This is a genomic window from Pseudoalteromonas sp. L1, from assembly GCF_021728095.1.
GTDB lineage: Bacteria > Pseudomonadota > Gammaproteobacteria > Enterobacterales > Alteromonadaceae > Pseudoalteromonas.
In genome coordinates, this window is record NZ_JAKKCT010000004.1 from 66797 (window position 1) to 92504 (window position 25708).

A 25708-nucleotide genomic window follows, 5' to 3' on the forward strand; every position below is an offset into this window, starting at 1 on the left:
TATGCAAGTTTTAAGTGTATTTTCTCATTTACTTGATTATCCAACTCCTGAGCTTATACAAGCGAAAGATGAGCTAATCAGTACCCTTAAACAAAGTTCACTAACAGAACAAAATCAACGTGCTGTCTGTGCTTTTATCACTTCACAATGTGAAAAAGACATACTCGACTGGCAAGCTGAGTATGACGGATTGTTTGAACGTGGGCGCGCGCTTGGTCTGTGGCTTTTTGAACATGTTCACGGCGAAAGCCGTGACCGTGGTCAAGCCATGGTCGACTTAGTAGAGCAATACAAACAGGCTGGTTTAGAGTTAAGTCAAAATGAACTACCTGACTACATCCCCCTGTTTTTAGAGTTCTTAGCAACCCAAGGCGAAGCAAATGCTCAGTCTTGGCTGGTCGAAGTAGACCATATTTTTGGCCTGCTACTATGCCGTCTTGAAAAACGAGAAAGTGACTACTCATTACTCTTTTCAAGCCTGTTAGAGCTTGCCCAGAGTGACTTAGATCTCGATGCATTACGCAAGCAAATCAACGGTGAAAAACGCGACGATACGAAACAAGCCATTGATAAAGAGTGGGAAGAAGAAGCCATAACTTTTGGTGCACAAGATGCAACCAACTGCCCAAGCTCAGTCAATCGCCCTGACGAATCTCAGCGCAAAGATCAATATGTTCCAGTTAGCTGGACTGACTTTAATCAAGAAGCCAGTTAAGGAGTTCATCATGAGTTATTTAAACACCTTTTTCTTTGGGATTTATCCCTACATCGCCTTAGCCGTGTTTGTTATTGGCTCGGTAATACGTTACGACCGAGAACAGTACACATGGAAAACAGGCTCAAGCCAACTACTTGAAAGTAAAAAGCTCAAACAAGGCAGCCGCGCATTTCATATTGGTATCATTATGGTATTGCTCGGCCACTTTGTAGGCTTACTCACACCAGCAGAAATCTGGCATGTGTTTGGTATTGAAGCAGGTCACAAGCAACTCATTGCCATGACACTCGGCGGTGTGTTTGGTTTGATTTGTTTTTACGGCCTAACCATTTTAATCAAACGCCGTCTATTTGAACCGCGTATTAGAGCCACAAGCAGCAATATGGATATTGCAATTTTACTGCTGTTATACGTGCAATTAATTTTAGGTTTATTATCAATTTTTGTCTCAGCAAACCATTTAGACGGTGCAGAAATGCTGCTACTAATGAGCTGGGCACAAAACATTGTGACCTTTGATTTAACCGAAGCCACTACAGCAATTACACAAGTTCATTGGATTTATAAACTGCATGTTGCACTCGGCATGACATTATTTGTGGTATTCCCATTTAGTCGCTTAGTTCATATTGCCAGCGTACCAGTACAATACTTAAGCCGTAACTACCAAGTGGTTCGTAGCAAATCTTAACCAGATCATGCCCTGTTTCGACAGGGCATCCCCCGCGAGGTCGATATGATTAACGTTAATCAACATACTATTAGCGAAACACAAATTCTTAATGAAATGCAGTATCACCCAGCCGACGATCATCGTGCTGCAATGGTAGAGGCGGCACAGAGTTTGATCATTGGCGAATTGTTACAACAACGCGCACAAGCGCTAAATATCAATCTAGATACGCACGCTTCAGACACCGACGAGCAACGCCAAAATAAATTGCTCGAAAAACTCATCGCAGCAGAAGTGCAATTACCCCGTGCCAGTGCGACTGAGTGCGAACATTATTATCAACAAAATAAAACAAAATTCACCACTCCCCCACTGATTGCAGCAAAACATATTTTACTTGCAGCACCAAGTAGTGATGAAAAGGCGCGCAGCAATGCGCTTAATCAAGCTGAAAGCCTACTAAGTGCACTCTCTGAAGGCGCTTCTTTTAGTGAGCTTGCACAGCAATATTCAAAATGTGATTCAGCTCAATTAGGTGGCCAACTTGGTCAAATAACAAAAGGACAAACCGTCAGTGAGTTTGAACGCCAAGTATTCAGTGCTGAGGTTGGCTTAATTGCTCACCCTATTGAAACCCGCTTTGGTTATCACCTTGTTTATGTTGACCATAAAGAGCCTGGGCTACAGCTGCCTTTTGAAGCCGTGAAGTCACGTATTGAGGACTACCTGAATAAAAAAGTAGAGCGCAAAGCCATAGCGCAATATATCCAACTATTAATTGCTGACGCCGATATTGAAGGCTTCGACTTTAATGTCAGCAGCAGTCCGCTTGTACAATAAAATAAAGGAGAAACATATGAGTTGTTGCGGAGCCTGTGGTGGGCAAGACACGACTAAACCAACGGAACAAACCAACACCCCGAGTGAGCAAGCTACGTCTGATACCACAAAGCACAAAGGTGAGGAGCAGGCAGTCCCTGAAAATGAAGACGAGTAATTCCTGAAACTTGAGCACTTTTAGCGAAATAAAGTACAATAGATAAATTAAAGGCTTGGATTAGCGATAGTCCGAGCCTATTTATTTTCAATAGAGACAGATCATGGCGCAAACTCGCGGAAATTTATTTATCTTATCGGCCCCTTCAGGTGCAGGTAAATCAAGCTTAATTAGTGCATTACTAAACAAACACAGCGATATGAAGGTATCGGTTTCACACACAACGCGTTCACCTCGCCCTGGCGAAGAAAACGGTGTGCATTATCATTTTGTGTCGGTTGAGGAGTTTAAAGCACTGATTGACAAGAATGATTTCTTTGAATGGGCGCAAGTTTTCGATAATTATTACGGCACCTCTAAAAAAGCGATTGAAACTCAGCTCGACGCTGGCATTGATGTATTTTTAGATATCGATTGGCAAGGTGCTCAGCAAATCCGTAAATTAGTGGATGATGTTGAAACCATCTTCATTCTTCCGCCGTCTAAAGAAGAGCTTGAATCACGTTTAAATAACCGTGGTCAAGACTCTGCTGAGGTAATCGCTGGCAGAATGGCAAAGGCACAATCTGAAACATCACACTATAATGAATATGATTATGTGGTTGTGAATGATGACTTTGATACTGCGCTTGCTGAAATCGAAACAATTGTAATGGCAAAACGTTTGTCACTCAAAAGCCAAACTATTCGCCATCAAGAATTATTGAACGCCTTACTTAAATAATACAATTTTAGGTAATAAAGATAAAAATTAACCACAAGCTATTGGCGAATGTAACTTGGTACAGTAAACTACGCCTTTGCTTAAAAATTTATTTGGAGTGCTAAGATGGCTCGCGTAACTGTTGAAGATGCAGTAGATGCAATTGGTAATCGTTTTGACTTAATTTTAGTTGCGGCTCGTCGTGCCCGCCAAATCGCAGTAGGTGGTAAAGATCCACTTGTTGATGCTGAAAATGACAAACCGACAGTCATTGCTTTACGTGAAATTGAAAAAGGGTTAGTTGACAGCTCTTCAATGGACTTAATTGACCGTGAAGAACAACAACACCAAGAAGCCGCTGAAATGGCTGCTGTTGCTGCTATCGTTGGTGGTAACCAATAATCAAGCTCCCCGCTTTGATTTCGCTATACGGCTAGTATTTCTGCACTAGCCGTTGGCAAGCCCTTCTTTTCATCGTATATTCTATTCATACCGTTACCGATTTACTTCATTAGCGCATTGGAGTGTGACTTTGTATCTTTTTGAAGGTCTAAAAAAGAAAATTTCCGAATATTTGTCGCCTGCTGATATAGAGCTGGTACAAAAAGCCTACGTGGTAGCTCGTGAAGCCCACGAAGGGCAAACTCGCTCAAGCGGCGAGCCCTACATTACCCACCCCGTCGAAGTGACACAAATTCTTGCTGGTATGCATTTAGATCACGAAACACTCATGGCAGCCCTGATGCATGATGTGATTGAAGATACCGATTTTAGTCAACAAGATTTAGCCGAAATATTTGGTGATACTGTCGCCGAACTAGTAGAAGGGGTAAGTAAGCTCGATAAGCTCAGCTTTAAAGATAAAAAAGAATTCCAAGCTGAAAATTATCGCAAAATGATTATGGCCATGACTCAAGATATTCGTGTTATCTTGATCAAGCTTGCTGACCGAACACATAATATGCGCACTTTAGGCGCACTTCGTCCCGACAAACGCCGTCGTATTGCCCGCGAAACACTCGAAATTTATGCGCCAATCGCTAACCGTTTAGGTATTCATGATATTAAAAATGAACTGGAAGATTTAGGCTTTCAGGCACTCTACCCAATGCGTCATCGTGCTTTAAAATCTGAAGTGGTAAAAGCTCGCGGTAATCGAAAAGAAGTCATCAGTAACATTAAAAGTGAAATTGAAGCACGCTTAGAAGAAGCAGGTATCGACGCCACTATTTCAGGTCGCGAAAAACACCTCTACAGCATTTACAAAAAAATGCTTAATAAAGAGCTGTCGTTTAATGAAGTGATGGATATTTATGCGTTTCGCATTAACGTAGATAGCATGGATACCTGTTATCGCGTGTTAGGTGTTGCTCATAACCTTTACAAGCCAATCGAAACCCGCTTTAAAGATTACATTGCGGTGCCAAAAACCAATGGTTATCAATCACTTCATACTTCATTAGTTGGCCCACACGGTATTCCTGTTGAGATTCAAATTCGTACCCACGACATGGATCATATGGCCGACAAAGGGGTTGCCGCTCATTGGATGTATAAAAAAGCCGGTGATAGCGCAGGCCATACCGCACAGCAACGTGCACGCCAATGGATGCAAAGCTTACTGGAGCTTCAGCAAAGTGCAGGCTCGTCTTTTGAGTTTGTTGAAAACGTTAAAACAGAGCTATTCCCTGAAGAAATTTATGTATTTACCCCTGATGGCCGAATTGTAGAGCTGCCTATGGGCGCAACGGCTGTCGACTTTGCCTATGCGGTTCATACTGATGTTGGTAATACCTGTGTTGGAGCTCGCGTAAACCGTAAGCCTCACCCACTGAGCAAAGCGCTTGATACGGGTCAAACCGTGGAAGTGATAACCAGCTCAGGCGCACATCCTAATGCGACATGGCTAAACTTTGTCGTCACTGGAAAAGCGCGCCTTGGTATTCGTAATTACCTGAAGAGCCAGCAACACGAAGAAGCAATGTTACTTGGCCGTCGATTACTGGATTCAGCCCTTGGCGAACATAAACTGGATGATATTCCAGACGAGAACATTCAACGCGTCCTAACAGAGCATGAGCTAAATACTGTTCTAGAGTTACTTGTTGAAATTGGTTCTGGCAATCTAATGAGTGTACTTATCGCAAAACGTCTAGTACAAGAAGAAACCGACGACTTAAACGATATCGCGAAAAAAGCCAAAGCAACCATCATCGGTACCGAAGGCATGTTAGTTAACTACTCTAAATGCTGTCGCCCTGTACCAGGAGATGCTATCACTGCTCATATCAGTCAAGGTAAGGGCCTTACCGTTCACCGCCAAGAATGTAAAAACATTCGCGGTTGGGAGAAAGAACGCTCTAAATACTTGGTTGTGAAATGGGATGACAACCCAGAAAAAGAATACATTGCAGCCCTTCGGATTGAGATAATTAATCATCAGGGTGCACTCGCTAAACTTACCAATGTTGTGGCTTCAACCCAAGCAAACATTGTCGAGATAGCAACCGACGAAAAAGAAAGTAATTTATACATGATAGACTTAGGCATTACAGTGAAAAATCGTGTTCACGTTGCCAATATCATGCGTCGCATTCGTGTGATGCCTGATGTACAGCGAGTCTATCGTAAAAAGTAACAAGGATAATCATGAACAAATCTTTTATTTCTACTGATAATGCACCTGCTGCAATTGGCACTTACAGCCAAGCTGTTAAAGTAGGCACGGCCGTTTATTTATCAGGCCAAATTCCACTTGTACCAGAAACAATGGAAGTGATTTCAGAAGACTTTACTGAGCAAACTCATCAAGTATTTAAAAATTTAACGGCTGTATGTCAAGCTGCCGGCGGCCAAATTCAAGACATGGTTAAGGTTAATATCTTCTTAACTGACCTATCTAATTTCGCGATTGTTAACGACGTGATGAGCCAATACTTCAAACAACCTTACCCAGCACGTGCAGCAATTGGTGTTCGTGCATTACCAAAAGGTGTACAAGTCGAGATTGATGGCATTATGGAGCTACCTTCTACAAACTAATCGCCACTTTTGATCTGTCGTGCCAGCTATTTTTATAGCTGGCACTTTATTATAAAAATCCCCATATCTCTCAGCCGAAACTCTTGACTCAAAAGCAATTCTCTAGCAATCTGTGTTAATAATTCTAGTTTTAATCAGAAATATATACCTTTAGCTATCGTAGTATAAAAGGATCTCCACGTGTTTAAGCTGGCTCATAACGGAAACATCTTATTGGATGTTCATGAACACTCACCACCTAGTGCTGCCTTTATCATTGAGGCACTAGAGAAGTCATCTTTCTGTGAATGCAGAGTGGATCATGATGCCATCAACAACTTTTTCAAAACCGATATGAAAGAGCGTACGCTTGTTGTTGCTTCAAAGCATGATGCAAGCCTCGAAATAACACTCAGTGATGACAAAATGCTGGCTACAGGCGAGTTAACCCTTGCCGAAGGTGGCACAATCATGAGCCTAGAAAACGCCAAAAAAGAGCTAATCAAAGCAGGTGTCGCACGTGGTTATAAACAAGCCTACTTAGAAAAGCTATTGCAACAACAACTTGAGCTTCCCGCGGGAGAAAAGGTAAAAGGTGTCGTAGCAAAAGGCCGTTTACCTGTTGATGGGCAGCCATCTAAGCTAGTACCACAAGTTGAAACATTAAAAGACCGATTGAAAAAGCCAACACTGCGCGAAGATGGCACCGTTGATATGCGCGACTTTGGTAAATTAGCCAGTGTTGAACCGGGTGTATTATTGGTAAAACAAATTCCCGCGACCCCAGGTAAAGAGGGATTTACCGTCACTGGCGATGTGCTACCCGCAAAAGCAGGTGAAAGCAGCGCACTTGTTGCAGGCGAAGGCACAGAGATTTCAAAAAATAATCCACTAGAATTAGTTTCGGCAATTTCAGGCGTGCCAGTGGATATTGCTAACGGCATGCGTGTCGATGATATTTTCACTATTGCTGACGTTAACGTTAAAAGTGGCCATGTTGATTTTGAAGGAAGTGTTATTGTCACTCACAATGTCGAGCCTGGTATGCGTATAAATGCCAAAGGTGATATTACAGTGATGGGAACAGTTGAATCTGGTCATCTATCTGCTATTGGCGATATAACTATTAAGCAAGGTGTGATTGGTCATCAGCTCGATGATAAAACGCTATCATGTAATATTATTAGCCAAGGTGATATTCACCTATCACACGGCCAATATAGTTACTTAGAAGCTAATAATATTATTATAGAGCGTCAATCGAGCCACTGTATTATGAAAGCCAAAAAGCTGTTGCAAGTTGGCCAAGAAGATAACCCGCAAGGTAAGTTATTTGGCGGAGAAATTCTCGACGCGCAAATCATTATAGCAGGCGAAATCGGCAACGAATCAGGGGCTAAAATGGTTGTAAACCTTGCCGCATCAGGCGCCGATGTGACAGCAGAAACCGACCAATGTTTAAAAGACCTCGCACAAACAGACTCTCAGCTTGATACATTGCAAGAAGCCATTGAAAAAGCAGATCAAGTCAAAGATGCTGAAAAGAAAAAGCTGCTACTCGCAAAAATAGGCGCGACACAAAACCATTATTGTCAACAAGCCGAACAATTAGAGAAAAAGCTATCAAGCTTAGAACATCATCTGCATGACTTACTCGAAGATGCCGAATTGGTCGTGAATAAAGCGCTTCACTCAGGAGTCGAAATTCATATTTTTGACAAAGTATTACGAACTAACCGCCAATACCCGCCTTGTAAAGTGAAGCTGGAAGAAAATAAAATCGAAGTTGAGTTCAAAACAAGTTAAAAAGAGGTTTAAAGCCTCTTTTTAACTAAAAGCGTTAACTTAAAGAATACCGTCAACCTGCTGCTTCAATTGCTCTGGCCATACACCCACTTGCACCTGACCAATATGCTGTTTTTGTAACAACAGCATCGCTAAACGTGACTGACCAATCCCACCACCAATTGTTTGTGGAAATTTTTTCGCTAACAATGCTTTATGCCAATCAAACTCAAGGCGTGCTTGGTCACCTGTAATTGCCAACTGTGTGGCAAGTGCATCAGGGCTTACACGAATACCCATTGATGATATTTCAAATGCATCTTCAAGCACTGGGTTCCAAACTAGAATGTCGCCATTTAAACCGGCAAATTTACTACAGGTTTTAGTAGACCAGTCGTCATAATCAGGGGCACGCACATCATGAATTTTCCCATCGGCAAGTGCGCCACCGATACCAATTAGAAAGACTGCACCATATTCTTGAGCGACGGCCTTTTCACGCTGTTTTGCGGTGAAATCGGGATACATTTGTCGTAATTGTTCACTGTGCACAAAAGTAATTTGCTCTGGTAAGAACGGCGTTAAACCAAACTCACTGGCAACAAAGCGCTCTGTTGATTTTATTGCTTGATAAATTGATGTGACGGTTTCTTTGAGCTTATCTAAAGTGCGCTCAGTGCTCTCACAGATAACTTTCTCCCAATCCCACTGATCTACATACACTGAATGAATTGGGCTTAATGATTCTTCATCAGGACGAAGTGCTTTCATATGCGTATAAAGGCCTTCACCTACAGAGAAGCCATGATCTGCAAGTGTTTTTCTTTTCCACTTCGCAAGTGAGTGCACCACTTCAAATTGACTGCTAGGAATCGTTTTCACCGCTACCGACACAGCATTTTCAGTACCGCTTAAGTTATCTTGTATACCATCACCGACTTTAGCCAAAATTGGCGCTTGCACTTCAACAAGCCCTAATTGTTGTTCTAGTTGGCTTGAAAAGAACTGTTTTACTTTGCTTATTTGCTGCTGTTGCTTTAGGTAGTGTGAACTCATAATAATTGGCCTCATTCCCAGTTATTGTTACTTGCTTAATAGAGAACTGAAATCTCTTCGTTAAAACAATCCTCAACTAAATAAAGGTTATTTTCAATAACCGTTAATAAAAAGAACTTAACATTGAAATTTTCATAAAAATAATGCTATAAAATTTATTGATTCAACAATTAACACTAAGAAATACGATGGAAAATTATCAAATCGACAATCTCGATAAAAACATCCTTAATGCTTTAATGGAAAATGCGCGCACAGCGTATGCAGAATTAGCTAAACGCTTTGCTGTAAGTGCTGGCACTATTCATGTCAGAGTCGAAAAGATGAAACAAGCTGGCATCATTACGGGCACCCAGGTAAGCATTAATGCAAAGCAACTCGGTTACGATGTATGCTGTTTTATAGGTATTAACTTGAATAATGCCCGCGATTACCCGCAAACTTTATTACATTTAAAAGAGTTAGAAGAAGTGGTTGAAGCCTACTACACCACAGGCAACTACAGTATATTTATCAAAGTGATGGCACGCTCTATTGATCATCTACAAGATGTGTTAATTAATAAGATTCAAGCAATCGAGGCTATTCAATCCACCGAGACACTGATCTCCTTACAAAATCCAATTAGTAGAGCGGTAGTGCCTTAGCACTATACTGCGTATAATCAGCACCAATTAGAATCTGCCAACGAGCACATAACTATGGATACAACTCGCTTTGAGCGTGTGAAGCGCGTGTTAGATCGCCGTCAAACAGACCTAACCGTTTGCTTAGAAGAAGTACACAAGCATCATAATTTGTCGGCCATTGCCCGCACAGCAGACGCCACTGGCTGTCATCACGTACATGCTGTGTGGCCTGATAACCAAAAGTGGCTCACCAATAATACCTCCGGTGGGAGTAAGAATTGGCTCGAAACTCACTTACACCGCAATATTGATGATGCTGTTGCTATGATGAGAGCCCACAACCCCGATGTGCAAATTTTGGCAACCAATTTAACTGATGATGCCGTTGATTTTCGTGAAATAGATTACACCAAACCAACCGCTGTGATTGTTGGGCAAGAACGTGATGGCATTTCACCTCGTGCGCTTGAACATGCAGATAAGAACATCATCATCCCTATGCAGGGTATGGTGCAATCGCTGAATGTTTCTGTCGCAGCGGCACTTATTTTGTTTGAAGCACAACGCCAACGCGAAGAAGCTGGCTTGTATAACCGTAATATGCTCGATGAAAAAGTGAAGCACCGTATTTTGTTTGAAGGTTGCCATCCCATTATTGCTGAGCAATGCCGCGAAAAAGCGCTTCCCTACCCTGCCCTTGATGAAAATGGCGAAATCGTTGCTGATGACATCTTTTGGCACACGTTAAAGCACACGCAAACGCTTGAAGCCACTGACGAGTGCAAGTAAACTGAAAAAAGTCTACTAATTAATAATTTGAGTCACCTTTGAGTCACCCTAGCTTAGCACACTATCCCATTACTGAATTAAAAGGCGTTGGCCCTAAAATGGCCGAGCGTCTTGCTAAGCTGGGAATAAACACAGTGCAAGATATGCTGTTTCATTTGCCTCATCGCTACGAAGACCGCACTCGTATACATGCCATATGTGACTTACAACCCCACAGTCATGTCAGCATTGAAGCCACTGTCGAAACAAGCCAAATCACATTTGGCAAGCGCCGTATGTTGGTATGCCAAGTGAATGATGGCACGGGTCGCTTAACGCTGCGTTTTTTTAACTTTAATGCGGCACAAAAAAATGCACTGAGTACAGGTAAAATCATACGCTGCTTTGGCGAAATACGCCGTGGGCGGGTTGGCTTTGAAATGACTCACCCTGAATATAGTTTGTCAGACACTCCGTCAGAGCAACCAACAAACACAACCCTGACACCGGTTTATCCTGTCACAGAAGGGCTGAAGCAGCTGTCTATTCGTGCTTTAAGTGATCAAGCGCTCAACTTACTTGCAAAATACCCTGTAGAAGAATTATTGCCAGAACGATTTCAACCAACTGGCATGCGTTTAAGTGATGCACTTTTAACTCTGCACCGCCCACAAAATGATGTTGATTTAACGGCACTGGAGCAAGGCTTTCACCCTGCACAGCAACGGCTTGTATTTGAAGAGTTACTGGCACAAAACATCAGCTTATTAAAACTTCGTCAAAAAGGTCAAAGTGTCAAAGCGGTCGCTTTAACACCGCATAATCAACTAGAACAACAGTTTTTAACACAACTCCCTTTTAGCCCAACTAATGCGCAGAGTCGGGTGGTTGCAGAAATCAAAGGAGACTTACAACATCCCTTCCCAATGATGAGGTTAGTGCAAGGAGATGTTGGTTCAGGTAAAACGTTAGTCGCAGCATTGAGCGCTTTAACAGCGATTAGTGAAGGTTACCAAGTGGCACTTATGGCACCTACCGAAATTTTGTCAGAACAACATGGCATCAATTTTAGCCAATGGTTTAAAGAACTCGGTATTGAAGTCGCATGGCTTGGAGGTAAAAGCAAAGGTAAAGAGCGCACCGTCACACTCGAAAAAATAGCCTCTGGCGAAGCACAAATGATTGTGGGTACGCATGCGCTATTTCAAGATCAGGTTGAGTTTAATAACCTTGTTTTAATTATTATTGATGAGCAACACCGCTTTGGTGTGCATCAGCGCTTATCGCTGCGTGAAAAAGGGCGTTTTGGTGATTGCTACCCACATCAACTCGTTATGACCGCAACACCTATTCCCCGCACTTTAGCGATGACAGCTTATGCAGACTTAGAAACTTCTATCATAGACGAACTTCCCCCTGGCCGAACGCCTATTACGACAGTCGCGATCCCCGATACTCGCCGTGATGAAATTATTCAACGGGTCAAAACAGCCTGCCAAGAGCAGGGCCGTCAGGTATATTGGGTTTGCACCTTAATCGATGAATCGGAAGTACTGCAATGCCAAGCAGCAGAAGACAGCGCCGAACAATTAAAGAATGCACTTCCTGAATTGCAGGTAGGCTTAGTACATGGCCGTATGAAAGCCGCTGAAAAACAAGCCATTATGAGCGAGTTTAAAGCGGGAAATATTCACGTATTAGTTGCAACGACAGTGATTGAAGTGGGGGTTGATGTGCCCAATGCGAGCCTGATTATAATTGAAAATCCAGAACGATTAGGGCTTGCTCAGTTACACCAATTACGTGGCCGTGTTGGTCGTGGTGCAACTGCATCACACTGTGTATTACTTTATCATGCTCCGCTCTCTGCAACTGCTCAAAAACGTTTAGGAGTGCTACGTGAAAGCAATGACGGCTTTGTTATCGCCGAAAGAGACCTCGAAATTCGCGGTCCAGGTGAAGTACTTGGCACAAAACAAACAGGCTTAGCTGATTTTAAAATCGCTGACTTGAGCCGTGATAAACAAACCTTAACACAAGTACGCCCAATCGCATTTAAAATGCTTGAGCAATTCCCCACACAAAGTGAAAAGCTTATTCAACGTTGGCTTGCTGGCAAGTCCGACTACGCCTTAGCGTAATACAGATAATACAAAAAAGCCCAGCAGATGCTGGGCTAACAAGTAAGGGAGTTATTCCTTTAGAGGATTAAAACTTGTACTCAATACCAACACCTAAGTAGTCTTGATCAACTTGGTTGTCAGTATCAAATGTTGAGTAGAAACCAAATACTTTAGTGTTTTTGCTTAGCTTGTGATCAACACCTGCTGAAATAGCTGTTTTCTTGTCGCCTTCATCAAAGTCAATTACTTGATATTGAACTTTAAATGTATTGCTATTCATTTGATAAGCCGCATTCACTAAATAACCGTCTGCCTCTGCACTGCCATCTACTTTTTCTTGTGTTTGGTACATTGCGCCTAGTTTGAAGTCGCCAACTTTGCCTTGCACTGTCGCACGAACAATATCGTAGCCTTTCACTTCACTGTCTGCTGCAACAGAAGCGTATATTTTGCTTTCTTTAAGTTTAGCGTCACCATACGTCAGTGCTACTGAGTATCCATCATCAGCATCTACATCATCTTCCGCGATGTAAGTCGCTAATACTTTGAAGCCGCTAAAATCATTTGATGCATAAGAGATAGAATCACCTAAACGATTCTCACCTTTGAATACGTTTTTAATATCACCTTCAAGGTCATTAAATAAATCAATTTTACCTTGAGATTGCTTCATTGCAGTGTCATTACGACCAATTACAACTTGACCAAAGCCACCTTTAACACCTACATATTGGTTACGTGCAGTAATGTTGTCATCGCTATCGCCTTTCGAATCAGCATCAGAGACATCAACACCAAACTCAAATTTGTATACAGCTTCTAAGCCTTCTGTTAGCTTCTCAGAACCTTTTAAGCCAAAACGTGAGTTATTGCTTTTAATTTCAGTAAAAGACCCTTCGCCATCATCTGATGATTGAACAGTCACGTTGGCTTTACCATATAAATCTACATCAGCTAATGCAGAAAAAGATAAACCACCAAATAAAGCTAGGAATAAGCTAGACTTTGCAAATTTCATGTCGTTTCCTCAATAATCGCAACAAAAAACACATACTCGTGTTTGATTGAGCGCAGTGTGCCAGCGAAAAATGACAGAAAGATGACAGCTGAAATAAAAACGTCAATTTATATTCATAAAAGGTAATTATTTTTGTAATTAAAATATATTTTAACAACATCAGTTGGTTATAAAATGGGAGAGCCTGTGGCATGTGTTGGACTTTTTTAAAAACTTTACTCCATCACAACTTTTAAACACAAGCCCAGTTCATGTTAGAAGCAATACAAGTAATTTAAACAAAGACAATTGCTTTGCTATATCAATCACAAATTCATTTACAGTCATTTACAATAACTTCATATCTAAAAACGTAATAATATAACAACGCATAAACTTGCTAATAATATGCTTTTGTTCACTTAATACTTGCTAGTAAAGGTGATCTCCACGGGCCACAATAAGCGCTCATTTTTTATTATCCCCATTCCCAAAACAAAAAAACAAACACAATAAAATGATAACTATTATCACTTCCAATTAAAATTTAAACATGCTTTATTAGCTACGTTATAACATTTAACAAAACAATAATTACTTACACTACTTAAATTCTGGTTGGAAAAAAATGAAAAGGTCTGTTCTAACAGTAAGTGTTCTTACTGGTTTATTTTCAATGCAATCATTTGCAACTCAATCTATTGAAAAACTTGAAGTTCAAGGTACGCGTACACCACTTTATAGTACCCGAGATGTAAATGCCTCGGCACTAGGAATTAAAGATCCTCAATTTTTACCTATTTCTATTCAATCTTTTTCTGAAGAGTTAATAACAAATCAAAGAGTAAAAACGTTGAGCGAAGTGCTTGCCAATGATGCATCTGTACAAAATACGGCTATCGGCACAGTATTTGATTTTGTCAGCCTGAGGGGCTTTCAACTCGATTGGACAAACGGTCTAAGACGAGATGGCCTTGCTCTTGCTCCTTATCAGGATGTTCCACTGGAGAACATTCAACGAATCGATATTATTAAAGGTCCATCAAGCTTAGTCTCAGGTTTTAACAACCCCGGCGGCACGATTAACTATGTAACGAAGCGCCCCACAATGGACTCCTTTTTAGATATCACGACAGAATTTCGTAGTCGTGCGGGCCGTTATATTCATGTAGATTTTGGTGGTCCTTTAGATAGTGAGCAAACTTTTGGTTATCGTATCAACGCCGCAGCAGAAAAAAATGGCGACTTTACTGGTGGTGACGACCTAGAAAGGTACTTTTTCAGCGCAGCTCTAGACTGGCAACTGTCTGACCGTATTTTTATTCGCTTAGATGGCGACTATCAAGACAAAAGTACTGTATCACAACCTCTTATTGGCTTAGCGCGTGACCCAAATGATGATAGCCGTTCCGTGCTCCCACCTTATGTAGATACCAGTGAAGTACTACTTGGCCAACCTTGGGCAAAATATAAAACCGAGTCCTTCAATATAGCGGCGCGAGTGGATTTTTGGCTCAATGATAACTGGCAGTGGGTTAACCAAGTCGCACTTTCTGGGAATGACCGGTTCACTATTTTTCCTGATATATATTCAGTTGATTTAGAAGGAAATGTTCTATCAGCAAGTATTCAAGTAACGCCAGATGAAACCTATGATACGGTTTCTGCACACAGCTTCTTTACAGGGCAACTTGTTACTGCAGGTATTGAACATGAACTCGTTGTTGGCGTAAGTATTCGTGACTACCAATCTAAAGATGGTCGCTGGTTTGAGTTAGACAATCCTGTTGGTAACATATTTGACCCTATACATGTAAGTAAACCTGTCTTCCCAGAATACCCCGACCCAACAACAACCGACACAACCGAAAGTTCATTTTTCATTACCGATACCCTGCATTTTAATGATGTATTTTATGCGACTCTAGGGCTGCGTCATATTCAATATAAAAAAGATCAAACCGCACCAAACCAAGCTAAATCAACATTAGATGATCGCACCTTCAACACACCTATTATTGGCTTAAATTATAACCCGAACGATCAACTCGCTTTTTATGCCAGTTACTCTGAAGGTGCTGGAGAAGGTGGCGTAGCAGTAATTGGCAGTGGAGCAATTAACGAAGGCGAATCGTTAGGGCCACAAGAAAGTGAACAAATAGAAGCCGGTATAAAATATCAAACTGACTCAATGAACTATTCCGTTGCAGTATTCGAAATTGAAAAAATGCTGGAATACCATAACCACATCACCAATTACTTTGTACAAGACGGGACCCAATCTCATAAAGGCATCGAACTTAATGCCAGCGGCTCGTTTATTGAGGGCCTATCAACTGTTGCTTCGATAACATTTATGGACCCTAGTTTGGATGAGCTTGATGGTGAACCTGCACTCAATGGTAACCGTCCTGCAAATGTTCCTAAATTCCAAGCAAATTTATTTTTAGATTATCAACTCCCTTTCTTAGAAAACCTAAGTGTAAATGCAGGCATGTTTCATGTGGGTGAACGGGAGCAAAATGTTAATAACAATTTGAACCTTCCGTCTTATACACGCTTTGATTTAGGTGCCAAATATCACTTTAGTGATTTTAACACCACACTGCGAATTAAGGCCGAAAACCTATTTGATAAAGAGTACTGGCTGTCTGGCGGTGCTAAAGGCATAGATTGGGGCGTCGCGCCAGGTCGCGGCCGGACACTTATTGCATCATTAAGCGTCAGCTTTTAAGGATAAATCATGACCACACCCATTATTCAAATTAATAACTTACAAAAGCGCTTTGGCGAATATCAAGCCCTTCAAGGTTTAAGCTTGGCCGTACATCAAGGAGAGATTTTAGCGCTGCTTGGTCCTAACGGCGCAGGAAAAACAACCACCATTAATTGCCTATTAGGTTTTTTACAACCTGATGCAGGAGAAATCACCATTGCAGGGGTAAACCCACAACTCGATGTTGTAACAGCGAGGCAGCATTTAGCGTATATTCCCGAGCAAGTGGCTCTCTATCCTCGTCTAACTGGACTTGAGAATCTCGCCTATTTCAGCAAAGTGGCAAGTATCGACAAAAGCGATGACGAATTTCGTGCCCTACTCGCTGAAGTAAAACTACCAAGCCATGCTGTAGATAAACCCGTTGCAACCTATTCAAAAGGGATGAGACAAAAAGTAGGAATTGCTATAGCGCTTGCAAAACAAGCTAAAGCATTGATTTTAGATGAACCAACTTCAGGCCTTGATCCATCAGCTAGCCATGAGTTTAGCCAACTCATACAATCGCTAGCGAAACAAGGGGTCGCAATATTAATGGCAACCCACGACTTATACCGTGCTCAAGAGGATGCGCATCGTGTTGCAATTATTAATCAAGGGCAACTAGTCGACACGTTACTTTTCGAACAATTAAAAGAAGTCCAACTTGAATCTGTATACCTTAAGCATATCAAGGTGGGCGCCTAATGTTACAAAGTACTTTTAAAAAAGAATGGCTCGATACTAAGCGGCAAGGTCAAGCACTCTGGCTAAGTGGCATTGCTATTTTGTTATTATTACTGGCCTGTGTGACTGGTTTTAAAAGCCATCAAAGCTATCAGCAAGCCGTAAACGAGGTATCTCAATCAGAGCAATTACGCTGGCTGAACCAAGGTGAGAAAGGCCCCCACTCTGCAGCTCATTACGGCATTTATGTCGTTAAGCCCACCACGCCGCTGGCAGCACTCGATGATGGATTACAAGCCTATCAAGGAAATGTATTGAGGTTAGAGGCGCACATTCGTAACGATAGCTTATTTAGAAGCGCACAAGATAACGTGCCGTTGTCGCGCTTTGGGAGCTTATCACCCGCCTTCGTGTTGCAAGTGTTATTACCCTTATTGCTCATTTTAATTGGCTACCCATTACTTGCACGGGAACGCGAGCAAGGCACTTTAAAACAACTACTTGCAGCAGGTGCAAGCCCAGCAAAGTTGTTTTTTGCTAAATGTGCTGTGCTTTTCACACTTTCATGCCTGTTCTTGCTACCCGTTGCACTTTTTTTACTTTATAGCCAAACTGCGAACGAGGCACCTTATACGCTAAGAAGTGCTCTATTTTTACTCTCTTATTTAATTTACCTATTGCTTTGGGCATTAATCACTACGACACTCTCAAGCCTACTTCCTACGGCACGACGCGCATTAATTACATTACTTACTATTTGGGCATTCGCAACATTATTACTGCCAAAACTTGCAATGAATATTGCAACTACCTTGCATCCACAAGGGTCTGGTCAAGCGTTTCAAGCAAAACTTGAAAGCGAGGTTTATACCGATGCACGCCTCGATGCGATTGAAAAATTTAAGCAGCAAACACTCGCCCAGTATGGCGTCAGCCAAGTAGCAGACTTACCCTTCGATTATGCCGGAGCACAACTCCAATTTGGTGAACAGTACGCCGACAAAATCTTTGATCGCTTATTTGAAGCCCGTTTAAAACAGCTTGAAGCACAGTCACAAAGCTACCAGTTGGCAGGATTGCTAACCCCCTTTATCGCAGTACAAACACTTTCGATGGCGACCGCAGCCACTGATTTTAGCCACCAGCAATCTTTTGAAAATGCAGCAGAGCAACATCGTCGCCTAATGCAAGAAGTCCTTAACTTTAATCAAAGAGATCATGGTCATAAGGCCCAGGGACATTACACCGCTGGAAAAGAGCTATGGCAGCAGATCCCTGAGTTTTCATACCAATATCCACGTTTTGCTCACTACCTGCCTCACTACGTTATTAGCCTTATAAGCTTTGCCTTTTGGCTGATTGTACTGGTGCTACTTAGTTTATTTGCAATTAAAAAGCTACGTTTAGAGGAACAAAGATGAAGCGCCTAATATTAGCCACTGAGCTTAAAAACCTATGGCGAGAGAAACTCGTACTCACACTTTTTCTTACCACCAGCGTGCTTGCACTCGTGGCATTCTTTAACGCCCATTATTTTGCCAATAAGCAACGCGACGTAGTACTTGCTGCTCAACAAATGCAGCAACAAACAATTCAAAATGCTAAAGCAGGATTACCCGAAAGGCTCGCGAGTACCGAAAATCATAAATGGTGGGAAGACCCGTACGACCTGCGCGGACAAGCTTTTTACTTGATGCAAAATTACGCTACTAAAACTCCGCTCGCAACGGCTCCTATCGCTACGGGACAAGCGGATGTATTACCGTATTACTTTAAAATGCTGATTAAAGAAAAGCAGCATATTGTTCATCAATATGATTATGTCCACCCGCTTTCACTGTTACTTGGGCAGTTCGACTTAAGCTTTGTGGTGATCTATTTACTGCCACTGCTCATTATTAGCATTTGTTTTAATGCCTTGGCCAGTGAGCGCCAAGACGGGCAATTAAGGCTACTAATGCTTCAAGGTGGCAGTGCCACGCATCTACTCACCTACCAATTACTACTACGAAGTGCGTTGATTGTAATGCCATTTTTACTCATAAGTAGCCTGCTTTTGGTTATCATAAGAGACCAGATGGGTGTTACTGAACTACTTAGCTATAACCTTATTGTACTGTGTTATTCTGGGTTTTGGATTGCTTTAACAGCTTGGGTTAATAGTCGGGCCAAAAGTGCCGCAAACAATGCTGCGACTCTCGTTACCTGTTGGCTCGCCTTGGTGATTGTTGTTCCAGCTTTGGTCAATACAAGCATTGCTTTACTCGACCCAACGCCTTCACGTATTCACTATATAGATAGTCTTCGAGCAGCCAGCGATGACGCTCAAAAAGCGAGTGAAAAAACCTTAGCTCAGTATTTTCAAGACCACCCAGAGCTTGCAAAAAATGGCAGTGGCGCCAGTGATTACGCCACAAAAAAAATTGCGACAATAAACTCTGTTGAACGCGCAATGGAAGTTCAAGATGCACGCTTTTTAAACGCGCAGCAAGCACAGCAACAAAGCGCTCAAAAACTACAGTACCTTTCCCCTGCGCTCATTGTCCAAACACTATTGGTTGATTTAGCTGGAAACGGTTTAACGCGTCACTACGCTTTTATGAGCGAAGTTGAAGCTCATCATCAAGCACTACAACGTTTCTTTGCCAACGAGATTGCTAAAGCCAATCAAAGAGGAGATTTTGCACCGTGTGATGGTTGTAGCGCAAAGCCAACGCTCACGAATCTTGCGGATATTCCTCAATTTAGCAGCGAATTTGCTACACCTGTGAACAGCTACACGCCATTAATCTGGTTGCTGCTACTAGCCGTTGGCCTTCTCCTTATAGCAAAACGTCGCGTTAACAAACTAGACAGTGCGAATAACAAAGAGGTGTTAGTAGTATGAATAACGCCCTCGCTGCAAAACTTCATTCACAAACACAAAGCTTACTAATAGAAAGTAAAGCTAAACTATTTGAATGGATAGCGGCGTTGGGCGCGCCGCTACACTTAGTGTTTCCACAGCGCTTTTCTGAAAATATCGAAACACTGCAAGATGCTTTAACTAAGCAGGGACTCAAGCATGAGATTTACTTCGCGAAAAAAGCTAACAAAGCCCAGTGCTTTACCCAAGCTGCGTCTGAATACGATATTGGAGTAGATGTTGCGAGTGTACAGGAGTTTGAACTTGCCTTAAGCGGGGGCATTAAAGGTGTAAAAATTGGCGTATCTGGCCCACATAAGTCAGATACACTTATTAACTTAGCACTTGTTCATCAAGCGCTTATCGCCATTGATTCATATGCTGAATTAGACTGTGTCATTGCCATAGCCAAGCAGCGAAAAATCCCCGCTCGAGTGCTGCTACGTTTGCAAACACAATCGACTAAAACCTCACGATTTGGCAGTTCACTGTGCCAGCTTTCGTCATTATTAACCCAATGCAGAGAATACAAAGAATGGGTGGGCTTAGAAGGATTTAGCTGTCATCTAAGTGGTTATTGCCCACATGCACGTGGCAACAGCATTCATACTTTAGTCAGCGCAATAGATGAGGCCCAGCAAATGGGACTCTCGCCATCAAAAATTAATATTGGTGGCGGCCTCCCAATTTCCTACTTAGAGGACGAACACTGGCAACACGCCTTGGACTTTGAATGCTTTTTTGCAGGTAAAACCTTTGCAGGGTTTTACCCCTATTATACCAAGCAAAAACTTGAGGATACCTTGCTCGCTATTTTGGCGGTGAAGAACGAGCATGGACAAAGTGCATTAGAAGCATTACAGCTAAAAGACCTTACACTGATGCTTGAACCTGGGCGCGCACTGCTCGATCAAGCCGGTATTAGCTTATTTAAAGTACAAGGGATTAAGCCCCACCTTGGCACATCCGACTGTTATATCGCGACACTTTCTGGCTCAAGTTTATCATTGTCAGAGCAATGGTTTGAAAGTGAATATTTACCGAGTCCATTACTACTCTCACAACACTCAAACGGCATACTAGGAGAGTATCGGGTAGCCTTTGGCGGCGCAACATGCCTAGATAGTGACATGTTGAGTTGGCGGTTTATTCCCTTATCGCAACTACCACAGCGCGATGACCTTATGGTTTATCTCAACACCGCAGGATATCAAATGGACTCGAATGAATCCGAGTTTCACTCTATGCCATTACCTCGAAAAATCGCCGTAACGTGGGAGAGCAATATGCTTTCTTGGCAACTACTTAGCTAAAAATACCCAACGAAATAACATAAAGGAGCCTATTTATGAACATAAATGCGCAGCATCCGCTCGCCTCGACATTGCATTCAACCCCGTATTTAAGGGTATCGCAAAGTATAGGTAACACGCCGCTAATGCAGTTTTTAAGCCTGCCGAACGGCAGCAAGCTGTATCTTAAGCTTGAGCAGTTTAATCCTACTGGCAGTGCTAAAATTCGCATGGCGAAATCCATGTTAGATGAAGCAGAAGCCAGTGGCCAACTAAAGCCTGGAGGCTGGGTTGTTGAGTCAACCTCAGGCAATACCGGTGTTGGTCTTGCACTACTTGCGGCAGAGCGCGGCTATCGCTTTACCGCGCTTGTAGATAACCATGCGGCAAAAGAAAAAATTAGCAATATGAAAGCCTTTGGCGCAGAAGTGATCTGCGTTAGCGAAGCCGGAGATGACAGCTTATCGACCGATATTCGCGATGCAATGGCTGCCACACTAGCAAAAGAACAAGGGGCTTTTTGGACAGCACAACACAATAATTTTGCCAATAGCCGCGGCTATAATGGGCTCGCACAAGAAGTGTTTCATGAACTAGGTGAGCACATTACTCACCTTGTCGGTGCAGTTGGCACGGGTGGTTCGCTATGCGGCACAACAAGGGCTCTGCGCGACTTAGGTTGTCATCAACTAACAACGATTGGTGTAGAACCTGTGGGTTCTGTGATTTTTGGCGGGCCTGGGCTGAATTATCATCAATCTGGAACGGGTACGCCAGAAGGTGCAGAGATAGGGCCTGTCATTGAATACGAGCTTATCGACAAAGGCGTAAAGGTATCTGACAAACAAGCGTTTAATACCGCCAGATACCTTGCTAAACACTACGCCCTGATGGTCGGTGGCTCGGCTGGTGGTGTTATTTATGAAGCACTACAAGCATTAAAAACCGCTCCCGCCGATAGCGTATTTGTGGTGCTCGTTTGTGATGGTGGTGAGAAGTATCTCGACACGCTCTTCAATGATGATTGGATGGCAAAACACGACCTTATCGACATTAACATCGAGCAAGAACTCGATGACCTATTAACGCAATATAAACCTGCCGCGAGAGCCTAACCATGACCCAAAAAACAACGCTGCCGATACTGAATGAAGCCCGACTAGCACAACTTAATTTCCCCTATAGCAAAGTTATTGAGGTAGTGGAAAACGCCTTTCGCTCACTGCATCATCCCGACTCTGCCAACCCACTTAAAGTCATTATGACACCACAAGATGGCCGCTCCATTGCCTATAGTATGGCCGGTCGCGATGCTGCCAGTAATACCGTAGGATTTAAAGTGGTCTACGAATATGACCCAGATAGAAGCCGTAACCAATACCAGTTCTATTCTTTTATCTTTCTTTGCGATGATGCCACAGGCCATCCTGTGGCTTTAATGGATGTAAAAGAACTAGGCCCTATGCGCACATCAGCCACCTCCGCCTTGTTTGCAAAATATGCCGTTCATTCAGATGCTAAGCATGCATTAGTTGTGGGCACAGGTGTTCAAGGGCAAATCGCTTTACCTATGCTCGTTACTGCATTACCACAACTCACACACCTAACCGTTCATGGCAGCTACCAAGCAGGTTTAGAATCAGTTCAACAAAAACTAAAAGCTCATCACCCACAGCGACACGTTGCGGTATCACAAGACTTAGAAGCTTCAGTAAGACAAGCCGACGTGATCCTTGCCGTTACTGGATTATCCGCCAAAGAGAACATTAAATATGAATGGTTAAAACCCGGCGCGGTGGTGATTTTAGTTGGCTATGGAATCGAAAAATCGGTGCTACATCGAGCGGATAGATTGCTCACAACAGATGCAGAACAAATGAAGGTCACCGGAGACGATTTATTAGACGAGAACGGTAAACTACCCGCTGTTGATGCAACATTGACTGAAATACTCAATGGTGAGAAGCCGGCACGAACTCACCCTGATGAAATTATCTTTGTCTATAACAGCGGCATGATTATTACTGACGTGGCACTCGGACGAGCCGTAGCCGACTTTGCTATCACACAAGAAAACGTGGAGGAAGTAACGCTATGGTAGCTTCAGCCCGCGCCGATATTTTTAAAGTAAGCCAACTCGCAGGGCCGCTTATTCTGACTAACCTGCTCTACGTGGCAATTGCAACGATTGATCTCATCATGCTCGGCATGTTGAGCCCACTAGAGCTGGCTGCTGGCGGTCTCGCCATTGGTATTTTTAATCAATTTAGAACCATGGGGACGGGCGTGGTCACGGCAACAGGCAACTTGGTGTCTGATGCAATCGGCAAGGATAAGCAAGATCAGATCACCTCTCTTTTTAACGCCAGCATGCTTATCGGGACATTTTTAGGCCTAGTATTCGCCGCTATAATGTTTGCCATGGGACCTTTTTTAAGGTTTATTGGTACATCCGAGTCTATTGCCAATTTGACGACACAATATTTAGCCGTTGTCGCGTTGGGATTATTACCCTGTTTTTGGTTTCAAAGTATACGCCACTTTAGTGTGGGGCTAAAAAGACCAGGACCTCTGATGTTAATAACAGGCATGTCTGTTGTTCTTACGGTTGTGCTCAATTACGGCCTTATTTTTGGTAAGTTTGGTCTACCACAGCTTGGCTTTGTGGGAGTTGCGGCCGCCACATGCATCGTGCTGTATTTATCATTTTTATTGTTTGTGCTATTTGCCAAACGTGATGACGTACTAAGCCCTTACCTCACTTTGAAGTTTTGGCAAACCGACCGCGAAGCACTTAGTAAAACATGGAAAATGGGCGTGCCAATTGGCGCAACATATGGGCTTGAAGCCGGATTCTTCACCGTACTTGCGTTATTTGTAGCAACACTCGGCGTGAATGCCTTAGCCGCTCATAACGTGGTAAGCCAAATGGTGTACATCGTATTTATGGTGTCTGCTGGGATTTCATCCGCTTGCTCTATCTACATTAGCGAAGCCAATGCTGCGGGAGACTTTCATCATGCCAAACGCATCGGCAATTTGGGCATTGTTTGCGGTGCAGCAGTCATGACTGTCTTCGCCTTAATCTATTTATTCGTCCCCGAACTTGTGCTGCTACCATTTTTAAGTGCTGAAGAACTACAAAACTCCGATGTAGTGGTTATCGCCATAGAGTTACTTGTTATTGCCGCCTTTTTGCAGTTTTTTGACGCGTGGCAAAATATCGGGCTTGGTATTTTGCGCGGACTTGGCGATGTTAAAAGCACTCTCATGCTGTCTTTAATCGGCTATTGGTGCATTGGCCTTCCTGGAGCCTGGTTATTTCAACAATTTTTTGGTTTGGGTATTTTAGGCGTTTGGTACGCCCTAGCATTAGGGCTTGCAGTCACAGCACTATCTGAGATTTGGCTTTTTAATCAAAGGGTTAACCGCTTACTTAATCCCGCATCACTCAAGGAGCAAAACGCATGACAAGGACAATGCTAAACCCCGCCCGCAAAGAAGTGATTGCGCTGCCTCCCTACGGGGCAGGGCAAACCATTGAGCAAGCAACAGCGCACAATCTGCACCCCAATATGATAAACCTGTCGGTCAATGAAAACCCTTTAGGGCCGAGCCCAGCAGCACTTAATGCATTTAAAGCACAGTTGCATACCGCTAGCTGCTATCCAGACAGTCAATGCACAGAGCTAAGCGAACGCCTAGCTACAAAACTTAACGTTGCTAAAGAACAAATTGTGATCGGTAATGGCTCTGAGGATGTACTCTCGATGCTCTGCAAGGCGTTTCTTAATCAAGGCGATAAAGTGTTAGTGGCCAAGCCTACCTTTGCACTGCATGGAATTTACGCCAATATGATGGGGGCAAAGGTCCTAGAAGTGCCGATGCAAAGCGATCTATCCTACCGAATTGATGATTGGCTCAATACTATTGCACACCATCCAGACTTAAAAATGCTGATGCTTGCCAATCCGTCCAACCCGGTTGGTTGTACGTTTGATGCCAAAAACCTACAGCGTATAATCGATGCCTGTCCACTCAATACGGTTATCGTCATCGATGAAGCATATTGCGAATATGCCCAAGGCCATAAAGAGTTTGTCGACAGTTTAGCACTACTTCAACTACAACCTCGTCCCTATGCGGTATTACGGACTTTTTCTAAAGCTTATGGTCTTGCAGGACTTAGAGTGGGTTACGGCGTAATAGCAAATGCACAATTAGCAGATTATCTACATCGCATACGTACACCTTACAATGTAAATCGACTGGCACAACTGGCGGCGATTGCTGTACTGCAAGATCCCGCTTATTTGGCAGACACAGTCACGCAAACAAACCGCGAAAGAGAAAAACTCAGCACCGCACTCACTGAGCTTGGGTATTTTGTCGCGCCAAGTCTAGCCAACTTTTTATTTATTGATGTAAAGCAGCCGTCTGCGCATGTTGCATCTTTGTTTCTGCAACAAGGAATAATGATAAAACCTTGGCTAGAATCTGGTTTTGATCATTTTGTCAGAGTAACTATCGGGCTTCCAGAGCAAAACCTTAGAGTGCTTGAAGCATTTAAACAATTATAAGTATCGCCCTCTGCGAGGG

General features: G+C 42.9%; 23 protein-coding genes. 21 read left to right on the top strand and 2 right to left on the bottom strand.

The window, feature by feature from the left end:
* Position 1 precedes the first annotated feature (1 nt).
* From narJ to L3V38_RS13250, 9 genes are all read left to right on the top strand, one after another.
* On the top strand, positions 2-715 hold the full coding sequence (gene narJ, locus L3V38_RS13210) for a nitrate reductase molybdenum cofactor assembly chaperone (RefSeq protein WP_237119722.1): 714 nt from the start codon (positions 2-4) through the stop codon (positions 713-715).
* A gap of 10 nt (positions 716-725) precedes the next feature.
* Positions 726-1409: a respiratory nitrate reductase subunit gamma gene (gene narI, locus L3V38_RS13215; RefSeq protein WP_237119723.1), complete on the top strand. Its 684-nt coding sequence runs from the start codon at positions 726-728 to the stop codon at positions 1407-1409.
* A gap of 45 nt (positions 1410-1454) precedes the next feature.
* Positions 1455-2231: a peptidylprolyl isomerase gene (locus tag L3V38_RS13220; protein WP_237119724.1), complete on the top strand. Its 777-nt coding sequence runs from the start codon at positions 1455-1457 to the stop codon at positions 2229-2231.
* A gap of 16 nt (positions 2232-2247) precedes the next feature.
* Positions 2248-2388, top strand: a complete 141-nt coding sequence (locus L3V38_RS13225) for a hypothetical protein (protein ID WP_237119725.1) — start codon at positions 2248-2250, stop codon at positions 2386-2388.
* Between the two features lie 103 nt (positions 2389-2491).
* Positions 2492-3112, top strand: a complete 621-nt coding sequence (gmk, locus tag L3V38_RS13230; RefSeq protein WP_130151742.1) for a guanylate kinase — start codon at positions 2492-2494, stop codon at positions 3110-3112.
* A gap of 105 nt (positions 3113-3217) precedes the next feature.
* A complete protein-coding gene (gene rpoZ, locus L3V38_RS13235; RefSeq protein ID WP_054554225.1) occupies positions 3218-3493 on the top strand; it encodes a DNA-directed RNA polymerase subunit omega in 276 nt (91 codons plus the stop codon).
* 130 nt (positions 3494-3623) lie between these two features.
* On the top strand, positions 3624-5729 hold the full coding sequence (gene spoT / locus L3V38_RS13240; protein ID WP_062567389.1) for a bifunctional GTP diphosphokinase/guanosine-3',5'-bis pyrophosphate 3'-pyrophosphohydrolase: 2106 nt from the start codon (positions 3624-3626) through the stop codon (positions 5727-5729).
* An 11-nt stretch (positions 5730-5740) separates the two neighbouring features.
* On the top strand, positions 5741-6133 hold the full coding sequence (locus L3V38_RS13245) for a RidA family protein (RefSeq protein ID WP_130151741.1): 393 nt from the start codon (positions 5741-5743) through the stop codon (positions 6131-6133).
* A 180-nt stretch (positions 6134-6313) separates the two neighbouring features.
* Positions 6314-7918, top strand: coding sequence for a FapA family protein (locus L3V38_RS13250; protein ID WP_130151740.1), 1605 nt, complete (start codon positions 6314-6316; stop codon positions 7916-7918).
* A gap of 39 nt (positions 7919-7957) precedes the next feature.
* On the opposite strand, the gene asnA is transcribed toward L3V38_RS13250, so the two are convergent.
* Positions 7958-8953, bottom strand: a complete 996-nt coding sequence (asnA, locus tag L3V38_RS13255) for an aspartate--ammonia ligase (RefSeq protein WP_130151739.1) — start codon at positions 8951-8953, stop codon at positions 7958-7960.
* 188 nt (positions 8954-9141) lie between these two features.
* Between asnA and asnC the strand changes: the two genes are divergently transcribed.
* The 3 genes from asnC to recG are packed head-to-tail and all read left to right on the top strand — an operon-like array spanning position 9142 to position 12491.
* Complete coding sequence (gene asnC, locus L3V38_RS13260; RefSeq protein ID WP_062567385.1) at positions 9142-9600, top strand: transcriptional regulator AsnC; 459 nt, start codon at positions 9142-9144, stop codon at positions 9598-9600.
* A 54-nt stretch (positions 9601-9654) separates the two neighbouring features.
* Complete coding sequence (gene trmH, locus L3V38_RS13265) at positions 9655-10371, top strand: tRNA (guanosine(18)-2'-O)-methyltransferase TrmH (RefSeq protein ID WP_237119726.1); 717 nt, start codon at positions 9655-9657, stop codon at positions 10369-10371.
* 38 nt (positions 10372-10409) lie between these two features.
* Complete coding sequence (gene recG / locus L3V38_RS13270) at positions 10410-12491, top strand: ATP-dependent DNA helicase RecG (RefSeq protein ID WP_237119727.1); 2082 nt, start codon at positions 10410-10412, stop codon at positions 12489-12491.
* 67 nt (positions 12492-12558) lie between these two features.
* Here the strand turns inward: recG and L3V38_RS13275 are convergent, their stop codons facing one another.
* Entirely contained in the window at positions 12559-13491 is a 933-nt protein-coding gene (locus L3V38_RS13275) for a porin (protein ID WP_237119728.1), read from the bottom strand.
* Positions 13492-14098: 607 nt separating this feature from the next.
* Between L3V38_RS13275 and L3V38_RS13280 the strand changes: the two genes are divergently transcribed.
* From L3V38_RS13280 to hisC, 9 genes are read left to right on the top strand one after another with little or no spacing between them, the layout of a single operon-like run.
* A complete protein-coding gene (locus L3V38_RS13280; protein ID WP_130151735.1) occupies positions 14099-16204 on the top strand; it encodes a TonB-dependent siderophore receptor in 2106 nt (701 codons plus the stop codon).
* 9 nt (positions 16205-16213) lie between these two features.
* Positions 16214-16933 (top strand): ABC transporter ATP-binding protein, encoded by a 720-nt coding sequence (locus L3V38_RS13285; RefSeq protein WP_237119729.1) that lies wholly within the window; start codon positions 16214-16216, stop codon positions 16931-16933.
* Entirely contained in the window at positions 16933-18333 is a 1401-nt protein-coding gene (locus tag L3V38_RS13290; RefSeq protein ID WP_237119730.1) for a DUF3526 domain-containing protein, read from the top strand. The genes L3V38_RS13285 and L3V38_RS13290 overlap by 1 nt, the downstream gene beginning before the upstream one ends.
* Positions 18330-19799: a DUF3526 domain-containing protein gene (locus L3V38_RS13295; RefSeq protein WP_237119731.1), complete on the top strand. Its 1470-nt coding sequence runs from the start codon at positions 18330-18332 to the stop codon at positions 19797-19799. The genes L3V38_RS13290 and L3V38_RS13295 overlap by 4 nt, the downstream gene beginning before the upstream one ends.
* Positions 19796-21130 (top strand): alanine racemase, encoded by a 1335-nt coding sequence (locus L3V38_RS13300; protein WP_237119732.1) that lies wholly within the window; start codon positions 19796-19798, stop codon positions 21128-21130. Before L3V38_RS13295 ends, L3V38_RS13300 begins: the two co-directional genes overlap by 4 nt.
* A 35-nt stretch (positions 21131-21165) precedes the next feature.
* Positions 21166-22224 (top strand): cysteine synthase family protein, encoded by a 1059-nt coding sequence (locus tag L3V38_RS13305; RefSeq protein WP_237119733.1) that lies wholly within the window; start codon positions 21166-21168, stop codon positions 22222-22224.
* A gap of 2 nt (positions 22225-22226) precedes the next feature.
* The gene (locus L3V38_RS13310; protein WP_237119734.1) at positions 22227-23210 is read left to right on the top strand and encodes an ornithine cyclodeaminase; all 984 of its coding nucleotides are present in this window, start codon (positions 22227-22229) and stop codon (positions 23208-23210) included.
* A complete protein-coding gene (locus L3V38_RS13315; RefSeq protein WP_237119735.1) occupies positions 23204-24580 on the top strand; it encodes an MATE family efflux transporter in 1377 nt (458 codons plus the stop codon). The genes L3V38_RS13310 and L3V38_RS13315 overlap by 7 nt, the downstream gene beginning before the upstream one ends.
* On the top strand, positions 24577-25689 hold the full coding sequence (hisC, locus tag L3V38_RS13320; protein ID WP_237119736.1) for a histidinol-phosphate transaminase: 1113 nt from the start codon (positions 24577-24579) through the stop codon (positions 25687-25689). Before L3V38_RS13315 ends, hisC begins: the two co-directional genes overlap by 4 nt.
* Positions 25690-25708: the final 19 nt, after the last annotated feature.

Coding starts and splice junctions, on each gene's coding strand:
- narJ (WP_237119722.1), top strand. CDS start 2: ATGCAAGTTTTAAGTGTATTTTCTCATTTACTTGATTATCCAACTCCT.
- narI (WP_237119723.1), top strand. CDS start 726: ATGAGTTATTTAAACACCTTTTTCTTTGGGATTTATCCCTACATCGCC.
- L3V38_RS13220 (WP_237119724.1), top strand. CDS start 1,455: ATGATTAACGTTAATCAACATACTATTAGCGAAACACAAATTCTTAAT.
- L3V38_RS13225 (WP_237119725.1), top strand. CDS start 2,248: ATGAGTTGTTGCGGAGCCTGTGGTGGGCAAGACACGACTAAACCAACG.
- gmk (WP_130151742.1), top strand. CDS start 2,492: ATGGCGCAAACTCGCGGAAATTTATTTATCTTATCGGCCCCTTCAGGT.
- rpoZ (WP_054554225.1), top strand. CDS start 3,218: ATGGCTCGCGTAACTGTTGAAGATGCAGTAGATGCAATTGGTAATCGT.
- L3V38_RS13245 (WP_130151741.1), top strand. CDS start 5,741: ATGAACAAATCTTTTATTTCTACTGATAATGCACCTGCTGCAATTGGC.
- asnA (WP_130151739.1), bottom strand. CDS start 8,953: ATGAGTTCACACTACCTAAAGCAACAGCAGCAAATAAGCAAAGTAAAA.
- asnC (WP_062567385.1), top strand. CDS start 9,142: ATGGAAAATTATCAAATCGACAATCTCGATAAAAACATCCTTAATGCT.
- trmH (WP_237119726.1), top strand. CDS start 9,655: ATGGATACAACTCGCTTTGAGCGTGTGAAGCGCGTGTTAGATCGCCGT.
- L3V38_RS13275 (WP_237119728.1), bottom strand. CDS start 13,491: ATGAAATTTGCAAAGTCTAGCTTATTCCTAGCTTTATTTGGTGGTTTA.
- L3V38_RS13280 (WP_130151735.1), top strand. CDS start 14,099: ATGAAAAGGTCTGTTCTAACAGTAAGTGTTCTTACTGGTTTATTTTCA.
- L3V38_RS13285 (WP_237119729.1), top strand. CDS start 16,214: ATGACCACACCCATTATTCAAATTAATAACTTACAAAAGCGCTTTGGC.
- L3V38_RS13290 (WP_237119730.1), top strand. CDS start 16,933: ATGTTACAAAGTACTTTTAAAAAAGAATGGCTCGATACTAAGCGGCAA.
- L3V38_RS13295 (WP_237119731.1), top strand. CDS start 18,330: ATGAAGCGCCTAATATTAGCCACTGAGCTTAAAAACCTATGGCGAGAG.
- L3V38_RS13300 (WP_237119732.1), top strand. CDS start 19,796: ATGAATAACGCCCTCGCTGCAAAACTTCATTCACAAACACAAAGCTTA.
- L3V38_RS13305 (WP_237119733.1), top strand. CDS start 21,166: ATGAACATAAATGCGCAGCATCCGCTCGCCTCGACATTGCATTCAACC.
- L3V38_RS13310 (WP_237119734.1), top strand. CDS start 22,227: ATGACCCAAAAAACAACGCTGCCGATACTGAATGAAGCCCGACTAGCA.
- L3V38_RS13315 (WP_237119735.1), top strand. CDS start 23,204: ATGGTAGCTTCAGCCCGCGCCGATATTTTTAAAGTAAGCCAACTCGCA.
- hisC (WP_237119736.1), top strand. CDS start 24,577: ATGACAAGGACAATGCTAAACCCCGCCCGCAAAGAAGTGATTGCGCTG.